Origin of the sequence: Borreliella japonica, from assembly GCF_030438115.2 — a bacterium.
Lineage (GTDB): Bacteria > Spirochaetota > Spirochaetia > Borreliales > Borreliaceae > Borreliella > Borreliella japonica.
Map to the genome: position 1 here is coordinate 1 of NZ_CP179497.1, position 17825 is coordinate 17825.

The window sequence follows — 17825 nt, forward strand, 5'->3', positions numbered from 1 at the left end:
ATATAATTTTTAACTAGTATAGATAATTTTGGCCCCAAACTTTAATTGTGAAAACTAAAACTTTAAACATGAAAGTTAAAACTTTAGTTTATTTTCAAGAAAAAATAAACTTTTAACCATGAAAATTAAAAAATTAAAAATTGGGAGCAAAAGTTTACAAACACGATTGGTAAAAATCAATATATATAATTATAATATTAATATTAATATTATTAACTTTTGCAAACTAAAAAAGGAGGCTTAACAAAAATGCACAAAAAATTATTAATACTTGTTATTTTGATATTCTTTTCTTGCAATTTAAGCAAATCTGAACAAAATAATCAAATAAGCGCATTAGATACAGAAAAAATAAAAGAATATCAAAAAAATGAGTCTCAAACAAATATTCAATTTTCAAACGAAATTAAAGCATTTAAAATTAAAAGTGAAACTACTATTACTACCCAAGGCTCAAATGCCACTACTAATATAGACGATCCACCCCATAGCGCAACTATCTTAAAAATAGAAAAACAAAATAACGGAAATATTATTATTACTGAAGCAAATACGAAAATAGCAGAAATTCAAAAAGACAAAATTTATAGATTTAAAGAGGCGATTGAATACGGGGGTATCTTTAGAGTAAAAGATAACAGAACAAACCAAAATAAACAAAATAGCCATGATTTTAATGATTCCATTTTTGTATCAAGTTATAGAAACTATGTACATTTTAGCCCGTCTATGATTACTAATACATCAACAGACAATAAGACAACTTATCTTAAAGAAACATACATAATGAAAGAAGACGATTTATTAAGAATAACTGGTAGCTTATAAAAACCCAAAATTAAAAATTAGAAATATAACAAGAATGTCATTTTTTAAAAAAATTGTCCCTTAGTTTGCAATTATTTTTCTGATTATTTGTATTTTTTATTCAATGCGTTATTTTTATATGTATAAAATTTATATCGTTTATTTTCATATTTGCTATACTTATAAAATTTAGACATTAAGTATACTATGAGGCACTACATTATTTACAATTCATTCACAAAATAATTTGAATATTGAAAGTGCCGTTTTTTTTTGATTGTTCAATTTTTAGTAGATTATTTTCTAATAAAAACCCTTAATTTTAATTTAAAAGATATATAATTTTTATTAATTTTTTTGAAAATTTTGGAGATTTACTATAACATACTGGTGGTCACAATACTAAATTCATAAATAATACTATAATCCTAGTGATATCCTAAAATGGAAACAAAATCTTTTAATTACTATCAAGCTAAAATAGCAAAATTAATAAATTCTTTTTATAATGAATGTTACAATTTTATAAGTTGTATTTTTGTTTGGAGAATTAATGTTGAATAAATATTTTAATAATAATAAGCAGTGTTTTTCTTGCAAAAGATTAATTAAAAATTATGACAAAATTTGTGCCGCTTGTAGGACTAAAAATAGACAAAACAAACAATCTTATTTGGGATTAATAGCATTTTTATTGTGTTTACCTTTTGGCTACATAGGACTTAATAATTTGTACTTGGGTAATAAAATCAAAATAGCTTTTATATTTTTATTATTATCAATGTTTTCTTTTTTACTTACAGTAGGTAGCACTTTTAAGTAAAGCTTTTTTATATTTTCATTACTAGCCCACTTTTTTACCAAGATCAGTATTTGTTCCCTTTACTTTGTCTAAAAACTTCTTACTTGTAGCTTTATTCGTTTAAGTACTGTTTTTAGTTGTTCTAATTTGCAGTGAATTACTTTCAATAATAAGTTTATTGTGATATAGTGAACATTGAAAAAAAAGAAGATGTGTTTGATTAGATATGTTTTTTACAAATTTTTTTCGACAGAATTAATTTCATTTTTAAGTTCTTTATTTTTTAATTTAATTATAAAAAGAATAAAGTTTAAAAAATAATTAATATCAAAAATTATAATTAAATGTTTTGATTAGCAATGGTATTCAACTTTTGAGCTCAATTATTTATAAATGATAAAATAAAATAATGAAAACTAATGGCATTGTAAAAACAAATGATCCAAATATATCTCTTTATAAAGAACTATCAAAAGATTTTATAAAAAAAGAAAATATTAATAAGCTAAAAGCCTTTTTTATTTTTGTAAAAAATAAGCTGTTGTCAATAGACGATAATTCAACAGAAGCAAATATAGAGTCTTTACTAAAATCTATATTTGAAGAACTAAATTATTCAGTAGAGCAACAAAAAGGTGGTCAAATAGATGGGGTGAAGTCTAGAGTAGATATATTACTTTTTGAAAATGATAAAGACAAAGTAGATTTTAATAATAAACTAGAAGAAGCTAAAAAAAATAATGATCCTATTCCAGCCGAAGATATCTTACTTATAGTAGAAATTAAGCGTCCATCGTTTAGTTTTGATATTAAAAATACAATAAAAGAAGCAGAGGATCAGCTATATAGATATCTAAATCAATATCAAAAACATTATGGAATACTTTCAAATGGTAAGGTGTGGAGATTATATGACAAATCGAAAGTACTTTATGGAGAAAAAAGATATATTGAATTTGATTTTTCTAAAATCGAAGAAAAAGAAGAATACAAAGAACAAGAATGGTTTGATTTATTTAGCTACCTTATAAGAAAAGAAAGATACCTAAAGACAAACAATGTAATAGAAGTCGAAAAGGAACAAATAACTAAAGAAAAAGAGATAATTCAAAAAACTTTAAAAGAGATACTTTATGAGAGGCCTGACGATTCTATAGTATTTAAAATTGCAAAAAATATATATGACAAAGAATTTAAAATATCAAACAAAGAAATTACTCAACATATTTTGACTAGTATTCTTGAAGAATCAATTATTTTTATTTTAAGAATATTTTTTATTGCATATATTGAAGATAACGACATATTTAAGAAAATATTAGAAGAAAACAAGTTATATAGATCTTCTATATCTTTTAGATATTTTTTTTATGATGAAAATACAAAAAATAAATTAGGATATAAAAAAATAATAACAATTTTTAATTTACTTGATAAAGGAAGTGATTCAATAAAATTTCCTATATTTAATGGGGGATTATTTGCACAAGATAAGGTTAAATATTTAAATAATGAAAATTTATTAAGTATTAGCGAACTTGAAGAAATACTAGTTAAAATACTTTTCTTTGAAGAAGGAAATATTAAAAATAAAAAATTTGTAGAGTATTCAAAGCTAGATCCCAAAAGTTTTGGAGAATTGTACGAAACTCTACTTGAATATGACCTAAGAATTGCAGATACTACTGTTCATCGCATTGTCGAAGACGGCGTTTATCTAATTCGCACTGAAGAAGAGCTTAAAAATAAAAAAGTAAACAAAGTTGCGACATATTTTAAAAACAATATTTATCTTACATCCAGATCCCTTGATAGAAAAAAAAGTGGGGCATATTATACACCCGATGACTTAACTGACTTTATGGTTACATCTGCAATTGAAGAACAGCTTAAAACCAAGTCCCCTTTAGATATAAAAATCATTGATAATTCTTGTGGTTCAGGTCATTTTTTAATTTCTTGTCTAGATTATTTAACAGAAAAAGTATGGTATGAGCTAAATAAATTTGAAGATGTAAAAAAAGAGCTTGATAAAGAATATAGAGCTATTCTTAAAGAAAGTGAAGAATATGATGTTCAGGACACTATAAGTAAAGAATTAGTGCTTAAAAGGATGCTATTAAAGAAATGTATTTATGGTGTTGATATTAATCCTATTTCAGTTGAAATTACTATGCTAAGTTTGTGGATTAATACCTTCATCTTTGGAACACCACTAAGTTTTATTGAGCATCACATAAAAGTAGGAAATGCTCTGCTAGGGTATACCAAAGATGAATTTTTTGATATTGCAAAAAAAAAATTTGAAAGTGGATTTTCGTTATTTAAAAAAAGAATTAAAGAAATTACAACTATTTTAGAAGATAGCTACCAAAAAATTAAAAGTATTAACGATACTACTAAAGAAGATATAGAAAAATCCAAAAAGATATACAAAGAATATGAAGAAAGTGAAGATACAGATAATTTAAGGATAATATTTTCTTTAATTAAGCTTTATTCATTATCTTTTGACAAATCTTTAAAAATAGAATTTAGTGATATTACAACTGTAATTACTTTAATTGAAAACATATTAAGCAATAAAACTTCTACTGAAGATAAAGAAAAAATAGATAAAATTAGAAAATTGAGTAGCTATTATAAACTTTTCCACTATGGAGTTGAATTTCCAGATATTCAAGAAGGATTTGATATTGTGATTGGAAATCCTCCATGGGAGGAAACTAAGTTTAATGAAACAGAATTTTTTTCAAAACATATTCCTAATTACAGAAGACTAAGCATAAAAGAACAAAACAAAATAAAACAAGAAATGCTCGGTAAAGATAATCACTCTTTAAATATTGAATACAATGAAGAAAAAAATAGTATAACTGCCATTAACAATATTTATAAATTCGATTTTAAAGACTTTTCTGGTGGTGGAGGCCCCAATCTTTTTAGATATTTTGTTGCATTTAATTTAAAATTAATGAAACCAGGAGGCAATTTAACTTATCTAGCTCCCTCTGGTCTTTGGAGTGAATATAGTTCTAGAGTGATAAGAAAGCATATTTTTAATAACTATAAACTTAACTATATTTATCAATTTGAAAATAAAAAAAGATTTAAAGATGTGGATTCTCGCTTTAAATTTGCAATATTTCAACTTAGCAATATCAAAGCCCCTGCATCAAATTTTAAAGCAAAATTCATGATTCAGGGTAGTGATAATATTTTAAAAGAAACAACTAGAGACTTAAAAGAGGGTAAAGATGATTCTTATAAAGGAATTGAATTAAACATAGACCAAATTAGAAAACTATCTCCTATTCAAGAATCAATAATAGAATTTAGAGATAGCGCTGAGCTTAAGCTTATTAACGAGATGTTTAGTCGATTTAGTACTCTATCAGAAGAGTATATTGATTTTACAAGAGGTTTGAACACAAGTATTAATAATCGTAAATCTTTACTAAAAACATATAATAATGAAAACTTTATATTTCTTTATTCTGGAGCCAATATTTATCAGCTTAATTCAAGATTTTTTGCTAGTGATGATGCAAAAGAAAGTTCTAAGCTTTTATGGATAGATAAAGAAGACTTAGAAAAGGTATTAACTAAAGATGATCAATATAAAACTGAAAGAGTATTCTATAGAGATATTGCAAGAAATACAGATGAAAGAACTATGATCAGCACACTTTCTCCTAAAAATTGTTATTGCTCAGATTCAATGTATATAAATTATGAGAAAACGCCAATATCTATTTATAAAAAATTATTTATTATATCTATTTTTAATTCATTAACATTTGATTTTTTGATCAGAAGATTTGTTAATATACATGTTCAAAAATCATATTTATACCAGTGTCCAATGCCTCAACCTGAAGAAAAAGATATTTTAACTAACCCGCTATACTTAACTTTAGTAAAAAATACTTCCTTGCTAATAGCTAAAAATGATCCCGAGAACTTTAAATATTTGCTTTACTTAGAATATTTTGAGTTTAGTAAAGAAAAAGTCAATAAAATACTAAATCTAGATGTGAAAGATGAATTTTTTAAGGAAAAAGAAATTGAAAATAACTTTATTGTGGCTAACCTTTATTCACTAACCAAAGAAGATTTTATTACTTTACTTAGAGATTTTAAAGTATTGAAAAACAAAAAAGGAGAAGATTATATTTTGTCTTTAATAAAAGGATATGAGAATTATTTAGGAGCAAATAAATCGTATGAGGCTTAATAATTTTAAGGTCTTCTATCTATTGAAGAGAGCTCTTGTTATAAGCTCATATGTTATAAGCTCATATGTTATAAGCTCATAGATAAGCTCAAAAGATAGAAGGTTTAGGCTGCTTTAATAAGTCTAATATGCTTAGTTGATTTTTTGTTCAGATTTACTTAAATCGCATGAAAAGGAAGACAAAACAATAAGTATTAATAATTTGTACATTTTTGTTAAGCTTCGCAAGACAATCAAAAAATGAAATGGATAATGCTTTAAGGCAGTTAAATACCTCTTCTTCTAAGATAGTTAAAGCAGGAGAACTAAAAAAAGAGATAGAACAACTTATTCAAAAAACAAAATCTTTTTTAGATTCTTCAAAAAACGAAATCTGTTCTGGTAATAGATTTGTGATTTTTAATAGATAAGAAAATAAAAAGATATATCTTATAATAAGATTAATTATTTAGAATTAAAGTCTTCTGTTAAAGGAAGGCTTTTTATAATTTTAATATTTATTTGAAATAAATATTAAAATTAGATGTATTACTGATATATGTTTTAAGCATTCCATTTTTTGATGGAATGTATTTAAAATAAAAAAATATATTGAAAAGTTTTTCTTAAACTTCTTTATAAGAATAGTGAATCTTATAAAGAAGTTTAAAGGAATTTGTTAAATCATCACTAAAAACCCCAAAATTATATGAAATAGTATATCCGGGCTCTTTTGAAATTTCTTTTAAACTAATTTTAGCAACTTCAACTCTATGTTGCTCAAAATCAATATTTAATCCTTCAGAAATTAATTTTAAGTTTTTAACTTCATATTTTTCTTCAAACTCTTTAGTTACCTCAAATGCTATGATTTTAGCTATTGGCACATTATTCATTAATATTTTATAATTATTCATCGTTAATATAATAATTATAGCCAAACAATGATAAGGTTTTAAATCGGATTGGTGAAAAAATATAAGAATACTTAAGCTCTCTAAGATCTTGGATTAAATTATTGTATTTATCTTTTACAGATCTTAAATTACCAGATTTTACCCATGTAACATAACCTCCTGCAAGCAATTACTTAAGGAATAATAACTTAAGGAATAATTATGAATATTAAAACAATATTTATTATTTGTGCCGTTTTTGAAATGAACTCGTGCAAAAATTATGCCGATTTACAACAAGGTGGAAAAAAATCAAAGGATTTTTAGAAAAATAATTAATGCTAAGTGATGATCCTAATAGTGATGGTTAGGCTAAAGAGAATAAAAGGAGGGAATTGAATGGCAGATACAACACAATTAGTAAAAGAGTATCAAGGAGTATCAAGAAAAGCGAAGTAAACTAGAAAAGTTTATGAAAAATCCACAACAAGATTCTAGTTTGCTGGGTAATTCCTTAGAGTTTAGAGATAAAAACATACAATTTTTTGCCTCTAGGGGTTCTAGAACCAGTGTGTGTGGTTGACAAACTAGAAAATCATCCATTTTCGGAGTATCCGTACAAGCCAGAGGGGTTAAAAGAGTTATTCAAGAAGAAAAAAAGGATGAAATTCACTATGAGCCCCATGTTGAGGCCGGAGGCGGTGAAGACTTATATGGAATATGTACTGATATAGACGAGTTTAGTAAAACAGCTACTATTGTCCCAATTACCAATAATTTTGAAGGTTATTTAGTTACAAAGGATTCTAGCGATAAAGCAAAAGACAAACTTATTTTCAATAAAGATGGAGCTCTAGAAAAGATTTCTGGAGCTAATAAGGCAACTGTTGATGTGATAGCGCTATCTGATGCACGTCAAATTAGCAATGATGTTTATTTAATAAAAGTAGCAGTATTTGGAAACAAAGCCATAAGTCGAAATTAAAAAATTTAGGAGGATTTAATATGGAATTATACGATGAAAATTATTATGCAAAAGCTGTAGCTAATATTATAAGCTTATAAGCGAGGTTAAGAACACAATTATGTATAAATGGTTTTTACCAGAATGAAAATTCTTTTAATTCATTATCATCAATAAGACTTAAAAAAAGTATAAACACGTCTTCTATATCTTATAGCTCCTCAGTAATGCTGGATGTAAATTCGTCACCCCTGATCCTCTCCCCCCAAACGTAATTTATTAAAATCGACATTCCGTATTGGCCATTGCCTTAAAATTTAAAATTGATTTCATATCCAATATTTAATCTAAATTATCGACTTCTTTTAAGAGAATTTACTCTTTTTACTAAGGAACAAGGATTATATTTATACCTGAATTTAAGGACTTTTTAATAGCATCTTTAATATTAGAAAAACTTCTTGTAATTGCCCCCATATTATAAGAATCTGTCATCATAATACTAGTAATATTTAAATTTTCCCTTATAATATTAACAACGTTTTTAGACATGCTAGTTATATCTTTAGAAATCTTAGGAACATTAACATGTCCAATCATAATAAATTTAGCAGCCTTACCAAAAATAAAAGGTACAAAATTATTTAACATTAAAAAGCTTTTACTATAAGGCAAAAACGCTAAATATTTATGTGTATCTATAGTTGTTCCTCCTAATCCAGGAAAATGTTTAATTGCTGAAAATACTCCATGATTCTGCATACCATCAATAAAAGCCTCTACCATAAGTCCTATATTATAAGCAGAATATCCCCCAAATGTTCTATTTAGTAAAGGAGTATGTGGTGCAAATTTTATGTCGGCAACTGGAGCCATATTTAAATTAATACCCAGTCTACGCAATTGTTTAGCAAGAACTTCGCCAATTTTATAAATAAGATGCAAATCTTTAACAGCCCCTACATACTCCATGGCCGGAAAATTATAAACCCCCATTTTTTTATTTTCACTAGCTCTACTAACTATTCCCCCCTCTTCATCAATAGCAATAAAAATATCATGTCCAATATAACTTCTTATTGCACTAATCAATCCTTTTGTCTGCTCAGCATCTTTTAAATTTTCTCTAAATAAAATTATACCAATCGGATTAATCTTTTTTATTCTCTTAATATCATCAGCATTAAGTTCTTGAACCTTCTTAAAACTTGTTAAATTTTTAATTCCAATAAATAAGTTTCTATCTTTTAGAATAGTTTGAAAATCTAATTCACCTAAAAATTCCTTTAAATCTACAAGATCTGATTTATCCTTGTTAAAATATTCATAATCTATTTCTGGCAAAGATTCTATCGCAAATAAATTTAAACAAAAAAAAAGAAAAAAGAAAGCTTTCAAAAAGTCCATTTACAACATCCACTAATCAAACCATAATCTTTTGACAACAAAGCAGAAAGAGAACAATATAAATCTTTATTAGAACTAGAATTATTACCTTTCTTCCTACAACAATATCCGCAACTATCTTCAAGATAGTTGCTATTAAGCAACATATCGATAAATAACTTTGCAGGAAGAAATCTTTTACTCCTGTCAACCGTTAAGATTAATGGATTTTCCATTAATCTTAACACTTCCCACGTTATTTGCTCAACCGAAACATATTTACCAATTTCTTTATCTTGCTCTATAATTCTAATGGGCATTTTTTCTATTATTTGATCAATATTTTTTATCAAATACTCTAAATTAAAAAGCCCGGTAGCACAATTAAATAATAATTCATTACCTTTATCTTCAAACCCTTGTATAATCTCCGAAGAAATCCCTCCACCAATATCAACACAAGTTAAACGATTTTCACCATTTACCGCCAATACCCCCCCCTTAAAATCTGTCTTGCTTTTAAAGCTAAATTCAAATCCAGAAGAACAATTAGTTAAAGCCATTACAGCAAGTGCTTTAAAATTAATTGTAAAGCCCACATTATCAACATTGCCAATATATATGAATCTTTTTCCAGATCTATAAAGCTGTAAATAAATGTCTTTTAAAATTTTAAAATTTTGACCATGGCCTGCAGGCAAAGCTAAAATAGTATTATCATTAAAAGTAAAATATTGATAATTAGAACTATTTAGTTTTTCATAACAATAAACTAAAGGTTGGACAGCTGTAAAAATATCTTCTTTATTAAAATTGCAAAAATTTACACTTTTAATAAAATCATCTACAAATAAATCATCCAAAAACTTTGAAATAAATTCATCCGTTTTGCAACTAGTCATTTGAAATACTGAGGGCTTAATCCTTCTACCATAAAAAGATTCATATCTTTTGGCAACCATTAAAAGGTGCCTGATTTTCAAAGCCAAAAATGAAAATCCGAAACTACCGTCTTTGTTAATATAAGCTGGGGTTATACCCTTTGGAAACTCTCCAAATTTTTCTTTAAATTCAAGTATTTTAGATTCATATAGCACATATAAATCTTCATTTAACCTTCTATTTTTAGTTAGATCAAAATAGCTTGTTGCAGAGCCCCCATTTAATATCCCAAAAGAAAGATAAGGGAAAAGCATTAGTCCCAAATTTTCAAGTTCACAAGAAGAAAAAATATAACAATCACCTTCTTCTGAATTCAAAAACTTAGAATAATCCCGAAAATATTTTTTCAAATTATCTTCAACAAAACCTTTGTTAAACTTAAAACTCAAAATTTTATCTGAAATATTTAAAATATTTTCATGATTATCACAAGGAAAATATTTAATGGATTCAAAATTATTAATTCCTATCTCACCAGAATTAAGCTTTTTTAGTATCATTTCAGAAAAAATTTCATCAACTTTAAAATTCATCAGTAAAAACCAAAACCCTTAAGATAAAGCCTATTATAATTTAAAAAACAAATTTTTTAACTATAATATAAGTAACTATATTACGGTCATTATATCAATAATATGACTAAAATATCAACGAGAAAAAATTTACATGCTTGAACAATATTCACTTAACATTAAAAATTTTAAAAAAGCTTTTGATTAAATAGCATTTTATCCTTCGGAATTTAGAAAAATTTTTGCAAAATCAAAAAACAAAGATTCAACAGAAAATGAAATAGGCAATGAAGATAAAGCACTAATAACACTAATAATATTCACTGTATTAAATTATTTAAAAATGAATCCCATTTAGAGAAGTATTGTAACAAAACAATAAAATTAGAAAGAAAAAATAAAATCCAATCTTACTATGTATGTAAATCATTAATACATAAGTTAACTTATGAAAACTATATTAACAGCAAAAATATCGAAAAATTAAAGAAAAGAATACTAAAAAATCCAATTGAAATAATAGAAGAAATGGATGGAAACTCTAGAATCAATTCAATAGATAAAGAATTGATAAAATCTTTGAGATTAAAAATAGAACAATATAATGAAAAAATAGGTATTTTCAATACATAATATTATTCCTGAAGAAAAATCTTCAAATGAATGTAAAAAGACTACTACAAAATATATAAAAGACAATTCTTTTGAGCTAAGATATGTACTAAAATATTTCAAAGTAAACTAAATCCGAAATTGATATTCGGTCTTTTAGTTCAAAGTTAAGATCTTGATATGTGTAAAGTTTAGAATACCCTTGAATATCAGATATATTGAAGTCATAAAGCATTGCAAGTTCTTGTGGTTTTATGTCAATAATTACTCCAGCAAATTCGGTGTACTTATTCTTATCAAATACTCTTTGATAAAAATCGTCATTTTCAAGTTTTACAACAGTGCCTTTATAAAATCTTAAAGGGCTAGGATCCTTAAAAACGTTGATCATACGTGTAGACATATCTGAGAGTCTTTTTCTAACGCCACTCACTATACAACTCCTACACAAGACGGCGCTGAAGTCTCTCTTTTTAGTTTTTCTAAAAATGCATCAAGTTGTGAACAAAAGTTCTTATTTGATCCACAACTTTCTCCACCGCCCTCTTCGCCTCCACCACTGCTAGGATAGTAATCAAGCTCAAGTTCATTGAATTTCTCTTTTTTAATCCTCTCAAATTCAAATTCTCGAACAATTCCTTTCTTTCTTAATTGACAACCCATATGATTTTAAAAACAATAAAACCAAAGATAGTAAAACAATATTTGTTCTTGATATAAGGATAAATCGCTTTGTGGTAAATAGATTAATTTGATAATAATAGATGAATCAGCACAGGACATTTTTAATAGGATTTTCCCATATTCAATAATACCAATAATGAGTAATAATAATAATAATAATAATAATAATAAAAAAAAAAATAAAAGCCAGGACAACATTGCAAAAATATAAATTCCCCAATTAAATTTTTTGATCTTTAAATAGTTTGTGTTTATTTTTATAAATTTCTTTTTTTCAAGCTTTAAATTTTAAATTGTTTTTTCTATCATTCATATATGCTAACCAAATGGGAATTTTTAATCAATTTGTAAGCTACTACGAATTTGGGAAAAATCAAAATATTTTTTTAATTTTACTTTGAATTCAAATTTTTATTTTTTTTCTATTGAAATTATTTAATTTATATTTATTTCTATTGATTTTTTTTATTATAGCACTTATTGCTACCTACGGAGTTTTTTTACTTATTATCTTTTTTTTTATTTAAATTTATTTTCTTAATGAAATGTCCTTTAATAAGAAAATTGACAATAAGAAGAGCTAATATTGGCAAAATACTAAAGCAAATTAATTTTAAGAGGATAATTTTTGTATTCATAATTAAATTCTCAATTTTATTATACAATTTTAATTGTATAAATTCTATTTTATTTGCTACCACCTTTAAGTATTAAATATTAATAATATTAAATGCAAACATATAAAAAACAAAAATTGCATAATTCGTGTGTTATTTATGTATTTACATTAATTTAATTAATTTTTCTACTATTTTTGCCGAGTTTGAAGAAGCTTTTTTAAAAATTTTTTATAATCATTATAATTATTTTCATTATTAACTATATCGGATATCCCCCGGATTATTATAAAAGGAATTTTAAAGTTGTAATGCTACTTGAGCCATTGCGGCGCTTTCCATATATATTGCAATTGCGTTTTCGAATTCTTCTGAGATTTCTTGAAAATTTTGATGGTCAATGAATTGGTCTCCAGTAATTATTAAGCCCATATAAGATGTCATGTTGTCTGTTTTTATATTGTTAAATGTTTGCTTTGAATTTTTTAGGGTGTTCTGGAACATGCCCAATTCCATAGCCAAATCTATGCAGATTAAAATCGTGGTTTATTGTTTCTGTAGATATTACAATGTCTCCTATTTTTAGGAATTTGTTTTTATTGCTATAAATCCCGCTAGCAACCCCAGCATTTATTACATGGCTAATTTTATATTTTGATATAATAAAGCTTGTCCAAAAGGCGGTATTTATTTTTCCAACTCCTGTAGCTATGGTAATTATATTACGATCAAGCACTTTTCCAATGGTAATCTTTTTTTTTCTATGTTTTTCTATTGAAATAGATTTTTTGTTTTGAATAATCTTATCTATTTCTGCCATTTCTGCTTTTGTAGCTGATAATATTAAAATATGGCTTTGAGGATTTTTTTCATTTGTTTTATTTATTTCTGGTTCATTTCCCCAACTATTTAAAACGATAAATGAAAAAATTATCAATGTGTTTGCTATATTTTTAATTTTCATAAAGAAAACTCCATATATGTTTTTTGTTAATTTATAAATTAATATTTTCATGTTTCTATTAGTTTAAATAGTATTGCAATATTATAGATATTTATAATATATTTGTTGACCGGATTAGATTTTTTGGATTGTAAAGATTTAAAGTACAGCTGTAATCCGTTTATTCCAATATCAAAATTGGGTTCAAAACCTGCAAGCGAAATGCCAAGTCTTTTTCTAAGATTTGCATTTTATTTATTTGCAAATGTAAATGGAATAATAAGCGAGGTTATATAGGATGCAGTAGTTGCGATGCTTCTCCTATTCCTACTAATAATCCCCGACTATTGGATATCCCCTTTTCTCATCCTGGGGCCCCCACAGCACATTGGCCGGTTGCTGACACTATGTTAGAGAGGCTCTTTGGCATCAGCATATTAATTATTTGCTTAGATTAAAGCCAAAACCTCCTTTTTTAAAAAAAAGGAGCTTATTTGACGTGCCAATGCTCACAGAAAACTTATAAAAAACAACAGAAATAATTCTAAAAATATAAATTTATTGTATTGATTATTTGGCTCTAGAGCTACTTACATGAAAAGGTATGCTCTAAGTGTTCCCCTTTAACATAAAAAAGATGATATGGATATGATGTGGTATCTATATACGGTAATCATGAAGGAAAAGGCCCTTTATTTAATTAATAAATAAATATGTGTTAATAAAGATTAAAAAAAGATAGGGTTTTTGCTATAAGAATATTTAAAAATTCATTGCTTAATGCAAAATTAAATAGACGGCTTATTAATTAAAGGCAATATAAACTAAATTACTCAAGCAATGGGGTTCTTCAATAAAAGAGCTTTAATAAAACGTTTTATACAGAATATTGGGTTTAATATTGCAAAGTATAGTAGTTCTATTGTATTTAATGATATTTACGCTTATAAAGGGGACAATAAAACTCCTGATGATGCGCTTAATGCAATAGCTGCTGCATATTTGATGCTGTCTTTAGCATATAGAAATAAAAAATGTATGATTTAAGAAAAGCAAAACTAGTAGATAAAATAAATTCACTGAAACTATATAGATATTCAATATTTTTTAGAAATTACATAGAAAATGTAGCAGAAGATTGTCTCAAGAACGGAATTATTCTTGAGTGCGCCAATATTCATGTTAGTGAGCTTGAACTTGCTAGATTAAAAGTGCAACTTAAGAATGCGCTTTTTAATTGTATTATAAGCTATTGTTTTCATGAAATTGGGATATGTTCTAGTAAAGACTAAAGATATACTACTGAACCTTGAAGAGCCCTGTTAATATAGAACTACCTATTAAATTTGAATACCTTGATGATTATGAATCTGTAAGAGACTCAGGGTGTTGACTTTGATCATATAACTGATAAAGCAAAAACCAATAATGAGGGTAATTCTTTAGATGTAGTTAAAATATACAAAAGTCGACTCATAATATATGAAAATTTTGATTATATCTTGAAAAGATATGTTCCGTATAACACGGAAAGTTTTTTCTAGATATTTATTTATTTGAAAAAATATACCTTGAAATAGAAAAACGTATTGAAAACCACAATTTTTTGTTTTACAAAGATGAATCTTCAGTGCAACTGCAGGACGCACTCTCTAGCGCAACAACGTCTTTGAGTGCGCTAACTCAGAGTAGTAATAATGAAAAAGGCAATAGCTTTTTATCATCCTTTCTAAGAAAACAAAACTCAAATAATCATAGTAAAGATATTTCTAATTTACGCAGCCTTAATGACTCATTGTAGAATGAGCTTGCTAGGCTTAAAAGCAATCTTAATAATTGAGGAGGATGTTTTATACAGCTACTCCTAGCGCTAGCTTAGAAGTTATTAAATACCAACTGTTTGCATATTGGACATTGGATAAATATAAAAGTTAATTTTATTAACATATTCGAGTTGAGGTGTTGGTAGAGTGTACTTATGAGTACTATTATGTATAAACTCACTGAGCATACTATAAAGTATTAGCATTCTAGAATTAGCATCAAAATCTTTAGAATTTAGCACTATTACAATAAAATTTTGAAAAAATTAAAGAGTATATCACTAACAGCAATTATGAATAGCTTTAGATATCGCTAAACTTTGTATACACAAAATAACAACTGGTCAGGTGTCTTACTGGTTATTATTTTTTTTGCAAATTATATTAGTATAAATACAAAAATGTTCACTACTGGAATTTTTTATTAAAAAAATATTTAAAGAAAATATTTAAAGAAGACTTTAAAATAAAAAAGCCAAAAATATTAATAATTTATCAATAAATATTTGCAACAATTGCGCTACAAGTTTAAAATTAGAATATATATATACATATATGTTGAGCAAAAATTTAAAAAATAAAAGAATCAAACTATTACAATAATTTTAAATATGTTAGGAAGGGTTAATATGATCAAATTCCCTAAAAACTATATATCAAAGATTCATATTGCAAAAGAATATGAAGACGTCACTACTAAATGGGATAAAGAATATTCATTGTTTAGAAAAATACACGGTAAAAATAAGACGCTTGAGAATTGGTTAGAATATATGGAAAAAGAAGAAAATCAAAAAATTAAAGAATTAGCAAATAAATTTATCCAAAAAAGAAAACCTAGAAATACATATTAGAACCTTTAAAGCTCTAAATCTAACTAAGGGAGGGAATAAAAGAAAAAAAAGTAAAGAAGAGTTATAAATCATAAATAAAAATGCATAGACTTACTTTTAATTAAAAAAGAAGGAAAATAATGTCTATAAAGAAGAAAAAAAGGGATTATTTGCCCGATAGACAAGTTAATATTAATTAATTTGATAATCATATAAAATCTCCTTATTGTCCTTTCAATTCTTCATATTTCTTAAAAGTTTATTAATTAAACCTTTTTGATTTTTAAAAATCAAGTCCATTGTAAAACTTATAAAGTTTACATTATTTTTGTAAAATAAAATGCTTATAAAAAGTGAGTGTATAAAATAAAAGATTTGACAAAAACAATAGTAAAATTTTGTTTTGCTTTATAATAATGATTATAACTGCTAAAGTATAAATGAAAAAATGAATTTTTTAAAACAAAAAGTAGTGAAGATGGAAAAGACCTTCTAAAAGAAAATATCCAATTGAGCACAATAGCTTAAAAAAAGAGATTCGAAATAAGAAATAATTTTAAAAAATTTTTTAGAACGGATTAATTTTAACAATGAAATGTTGAATATTCTAATAACAGTAAGGACATAACATAAAATCTACATGTTATTTGCTCTTTGTATCATTGCTAAGGGCTTACATTTAAAATAAATGCGACCTAGAAATCAATATAAAAGATGCACATATTTAATATTGACCACTAAGAAGAGAAGATTAATTTATAGTAGATTTAAATAGAGATACTAAAGCTTGATTAGTATTTATTAGTATAATAAAATTAAGCAATATAAATTTAATCTTAGTAATACAAGATGGAATGTTATTTTTTAGATAGAGTTTTTTAAAAAACTTAAAAAAGTATTTTAAAACTCATAAAATTCCTAAAATATTGAAGAATTTGCAAAAAGTTTAACAGAACATAAGGTCCTAGGATTCTTTTATAATTTTTGTTATCAAAGTACATTATTATATTGTATATCTCCTAATATAATTATACAATTAGCCCATGCTAATTATAGGAGAATATTTTTATGAAGAACAACATAATTTTATGCATATGTGTCTTTTTATTTTTTTAAATACTTGTAGCTCCGATTATGATGTTAAAAAGGTAATAAAAAAAACTATTGATGAAACAAAAAATATACCTATTGATGAAACAAAAAATATACCTATTGACGAAATAAAAAATTTAATAGATTTAATAGTGACAACTAAAGCAACCATAGATAAAAACAGAACATTTCCAATTGATCAAAAAAGTATAGAAAATACAGATGGAGAAAATAATAAAAAAGTTTTTAAGATAGGAAAAAGGGCCTTTGATTTTATAAATACTTTTTTAACGAACGATGAAATCTATAAATTTGCAACAATATTTAATAAACCAGCACTAAAATCACCAGCCAAAGTGTTAAATAGCATAACAATTGTAGAATTTTACCTAGAAAGTATAATTAATCACTTATTTTTTAAAAAAGATGTTTTAGATAAGGTAAAAATATTAGATTTAAAAAAAATCAAAAATTCCCTTGAACAAATATTCTCTATAAGGAAAATTTTTTCAAATCTAATAAAACAATTTTTATTAGATTATCAAAATAATAAAAATTCTATAAAAACAGATGATTCTAAGTTAAAAGCCTATTTCGATGCAATATTAAATAAATTTAATGATAAAAAAATAGAGGTTGATAATCTAAAAACAAGCATATTAACAACCCCTATTCCCAACATTATGGATTAGAATT

At 25.4% G+C, this 17825-nt stretch carries 12 protein-coding genes and 7 pseudogenes; 9 read left to right on the top strand and 10 right to left on the bottom strand.

Going from position 1 to position 17825, the window contains the following annotated elements:
* Positions 1-249: 249 nt before the first annotated feature.
* The 3 genes from QIA21_RS04875 to QIA21_RS04885 all read left to right on the top strand — a co-directional run bounded on the left by QIA21_RS04875 (position 250) and on the right by QIA21_RS04885 (position 6256).
* Positions 250-828, top strand: coding sequence for a hypothetical protein (locus QIA21_RS04875; RefSeq protein ID WP_418905525.1), 579 nt, complete (start codon positions 250-252; stop codon positions 826-828).
* 1190 nt (positions 829-2018) lie between these two features.
* Positions 2019-5846 (top strand): Eco57I restriction-modification methylase domain-containing protein, encoded by a 3828-nt coding sequence (locus QIA21_RS04880; protein ID WP_418905526.1) that lies wholly within the window; start codon positions 2019-2021, stop codon positions 5844-5846.
* A gap of 212 nt (positions 5847-6058) precedes the next feature.
* Positions 6059-6256: a hypothetical protein gene (locus QIA21_RS04885; protein WP_472841420.1), complete on the top strand. Its 198-nt coding sequence runs from the start codon at positions 6059-6061 to the stop codon at positions 6254-6256.
* A gap of 222 nt (positions 6257-6478) precedes the next feature.
* Here QIA21_RS04885 and QIA21_RS04890 read toward each other — a convergent pair.
* Positions 6479-6911, bottom strand: a pseudogene (locus QIA21_RS04890) (BB0158 famile outer surface lipoprotein); the annotation flags it as partial.
* A 282-nt stretch (positions 6912-7193) separates the two neighbouring features.
* Here QIA21_RS04890 and QIA21_RS04895 point away from each other — a divergent pair.
* Positions 7194-7706: pseudogene (locus QIA21_RS04895) on the top strand (DUF228 domain-containing protein).
* Between the two features lie 366 nt (positions 7707-8072).
* On the opposite strand, the gene QIA21_RS04900 reads toward QIA21_RS04895, so the two are convergent.
* Positions 8073-9092 carry a glycoside hydrolase family 3 N-terminal domain-containing protein gene (locus QIA21_RS04900; protein WP_418905528.1) on the bottom strand — a complete coding sequence of 340 codons (1020 nt, stop codon included), beginning with the start codon at positions 9090-9092 and terminating at the stop codon, positions 8073-8075.
* On the bottom strand, positions 9080-10546 hold the full coding sequence (locus tag QIA21_RS04905) for a UTP--glucose-1-phosphate uridylyltransferase (RefSeq protein WP_418905529.1): 1467 nt from the start codon (positions 10544-10546) through the stop codon (positions 9080-9082). Before QIA21_RS04905 ends, QIA21_RS04900 begins: the two co-directional genes overlap by 13 nt.
* Positions 10547-10733: 187 nt before the next feature.
* Between QIA21_RS04905 and QIA21_RS04910 the strand changes: the two are divergent.
* A pseudogene (locus QIA21_RS04910) lies at positions 10734-11246 on the top strand (phosphoglucomutase); the annotation flags it as partial.
* Here QIA21_RS04910 and QIA21_RS04915 read toward each other — a convergent pair.
* The 5 genes and pseudogenes from QIA21_RS04915 to QIA21_RS04935 all read right to left on the bottom strand — a co-directional run.
* Positions 11247-11570, bottom strand: a complete 324-nt coding sequence (locus QIA21_RS04915; RefSeq protein WP_418905530.1) for a DUF1506 family protein — start codon at positions 11568-11570, stop codon at positions 11247-11249.
* Positions 11570-11803, bottom strand: a pseudogene (locus QIA21_RS04920) (DUF3890 domain-containing protein); the annotation flags it as partial. The gene QIA21_RS04915 and the pseudogene QIA21_RS04920, both read right to left, overlap by 1 nt.
* A gap of 935 nt (positions 11804-12738) precedes the next feature.
* On the bottom strand, positions 12739-12870 hold the full coding sequence (locus QIA21_RS04925) for a hypothetical protein (protein ID WP_418905531.1): 132 nt from the start codon (positions 12868-12870) through the stop codon (positions 12739-12741).
* Positions 12871-12901: 31 nt separating this feature from the next.
* The gene (locus tag QIA21_RS04930; protein ID WP_418905532.1) at positions 12902-13402 is read right to left on the bottom strand and encodes a 5'-methylthioadenosine/S-adenosylhomocysteine nucleosidase family protein; all 501 of its coding nucleotides are present in this window, start codon (positions 13400-13402) and stop codon (positions 12902-12904) included.
* Positions 13403-13449: 47 nt separating this feature from the next.
* A pseudogene (locus QIA21_RS04935) lies at positions 13450-13686 on the bottom strand (P13 family porin); the annotation flags it as partial.
* A 535-nt stretch (positions 13687-14221) separates the two neighbouring features.
* Between QIA21_RS04935 and QIA21_RS04940 the strand changes: the two are divergent.
* Positions 14222-14428: a hypothetical protein gene (locus QIA21_RS04940; protein ID WP_418905549.1), complete on the top strand. Its 207-nt coding sequence runs from the start codon at positions 14222-14224 to the stop codon at positions 14426-14428.
* Positions 14416-15280: pseudogene (locus QIA21_RS04945) on the top strand (anti-CBASS protein Acb1 family protein); the annotation flags it as partial. The gene QIA21_RS04940 and the pseudogene QIA21_RS04945, both read left to right, overlap by 13 nt.
* Here QIA21_RS04945 and QIA21_RS04950 read toward each other — a convergent pair.
* Positions 15270-15467 (bottom strand): annotated as a pseudogene (locus QIA21_RS04950) (DUF764 family protein); the annotation flags it as partial. The pseudogenes QIA21_RS04945 and QIA21_RS04950 sit on opposite strands and share 11 nt — an antisense overlap.
* 366 nt (positions 15468-15833) lie before the next feature.
* Between QIA21_RS04950 and QIA21_RS04955 the strand changes: the two are divergent.
* Positions 15834-16058 carry a hypothetical protein gene (locus QIA21_RS04955; RefSeq protein ID WP_418905533.1) on the top strand — a complete coding sequence of 75 codons (225 nt, stop codon included), beginning with the start codon at positions 15834-15836 and terminating at the stop codon, positions 16056-16058.
* Positions 16059-16271: 213 nt separating this feature from the next.
* On the opposite strand, the gene QIA21_RS07610 is transcribed toward QIA21_RS04955, so the two are convergent.
* A complete protein-coding gene (locus QIA21_RS07610; protein ID WP_472841426.1) occupies positions 16272-16412 on the bottom strand; it encodes a hypothetical protein in 141 nt (46 codons plus the stop codon).
* A 668-nt stretch (positions 16413-17080) separates the two neighbouring features.
* Between QIA21_RS07610 and QIA21_RS04960 the strand changes: the two genes are divergently transcribed.
* A complete protein-coding gene (locus tag QIA21_RS04960; RefSeq protein WP_418905534.1) occupies positions 17081-17821 on the top strand; it encodes a CRASP family complement regulator-acquiring lipoprotein in 741 nt (246 codons plus the stop codon).
* Positions 17822-17825: the final 4 nt, after the last annotated feature.

What these genes read in the sequence shown, in the direction of transcription:
- QIA21_RS04875 (WP_418905525.1), top strand. Translation starts at nt 250, where the DNA reads ATGCACAAAAAATTATTAATACTTGTTATTTTGATATTCTTTTCTTGC.
- QIA21_RS04880 (WP_418905526.1), top strand. Translation starts at nt 2,019, where the DNA reads ATGAAAACTAATGGCATTGTAAAAACAAATGATCCAAATATATCTCTT.
- QIA21_RS04900 (WP_418905528.1), bottom strand. Translation starts at nt 9,092, where the DNA reads ATGGACTTTTTGAAAGCTTTCTTTTTTCTTTTTTTTTGTTTAAATTTA.
- QIA21_RS04905 (WP_418905529.1), bottom strand. Translation starts at nt 10,546, where the DNA reads ATGAATTTTAAAGTTGATGAAATTTTTTCTGAAATGATACTAAAAAAG.
- QIA21_RS04925 (WP_418905531.1), bottom strand. Translation starts at nt 12,870, where the DNA reads ATGGGCTTAATAATTACTGGAGACCAATTCATTGACCATCAAAATTTT.
- QIA21_RS04930 (WP_418905532.1), bottom strand. Translation starts at nt 13,402, where the DNA reads ATGAAAATTAAAAATATAGCAAACACATTGATAATTTTTTCATTTATC.
- QIA21_RS04940 (WP_418905549.1), top strand. Translation starts at nt 14,222, where the DNA reads ATGGGGTTCTTCAATAAAAGAGCTTTAATAAAACGTTTTATACAGAAT.
- QIA21_RS04955 (WP_418905533.1), top strand. Translation starts at nt 15,834, where the DNA reads ATGATCAAATTCCCTAAAAACTATATATCAAAGATTCATATTGCAAAA.
- QIA21_RS04960 (WP_418905534.1), top strand. Translation starts at nt 17,081, where the DNA reads ATGCTAATTATAGGAGAATATTTTTATGAAGAACAACATAATTTTATG.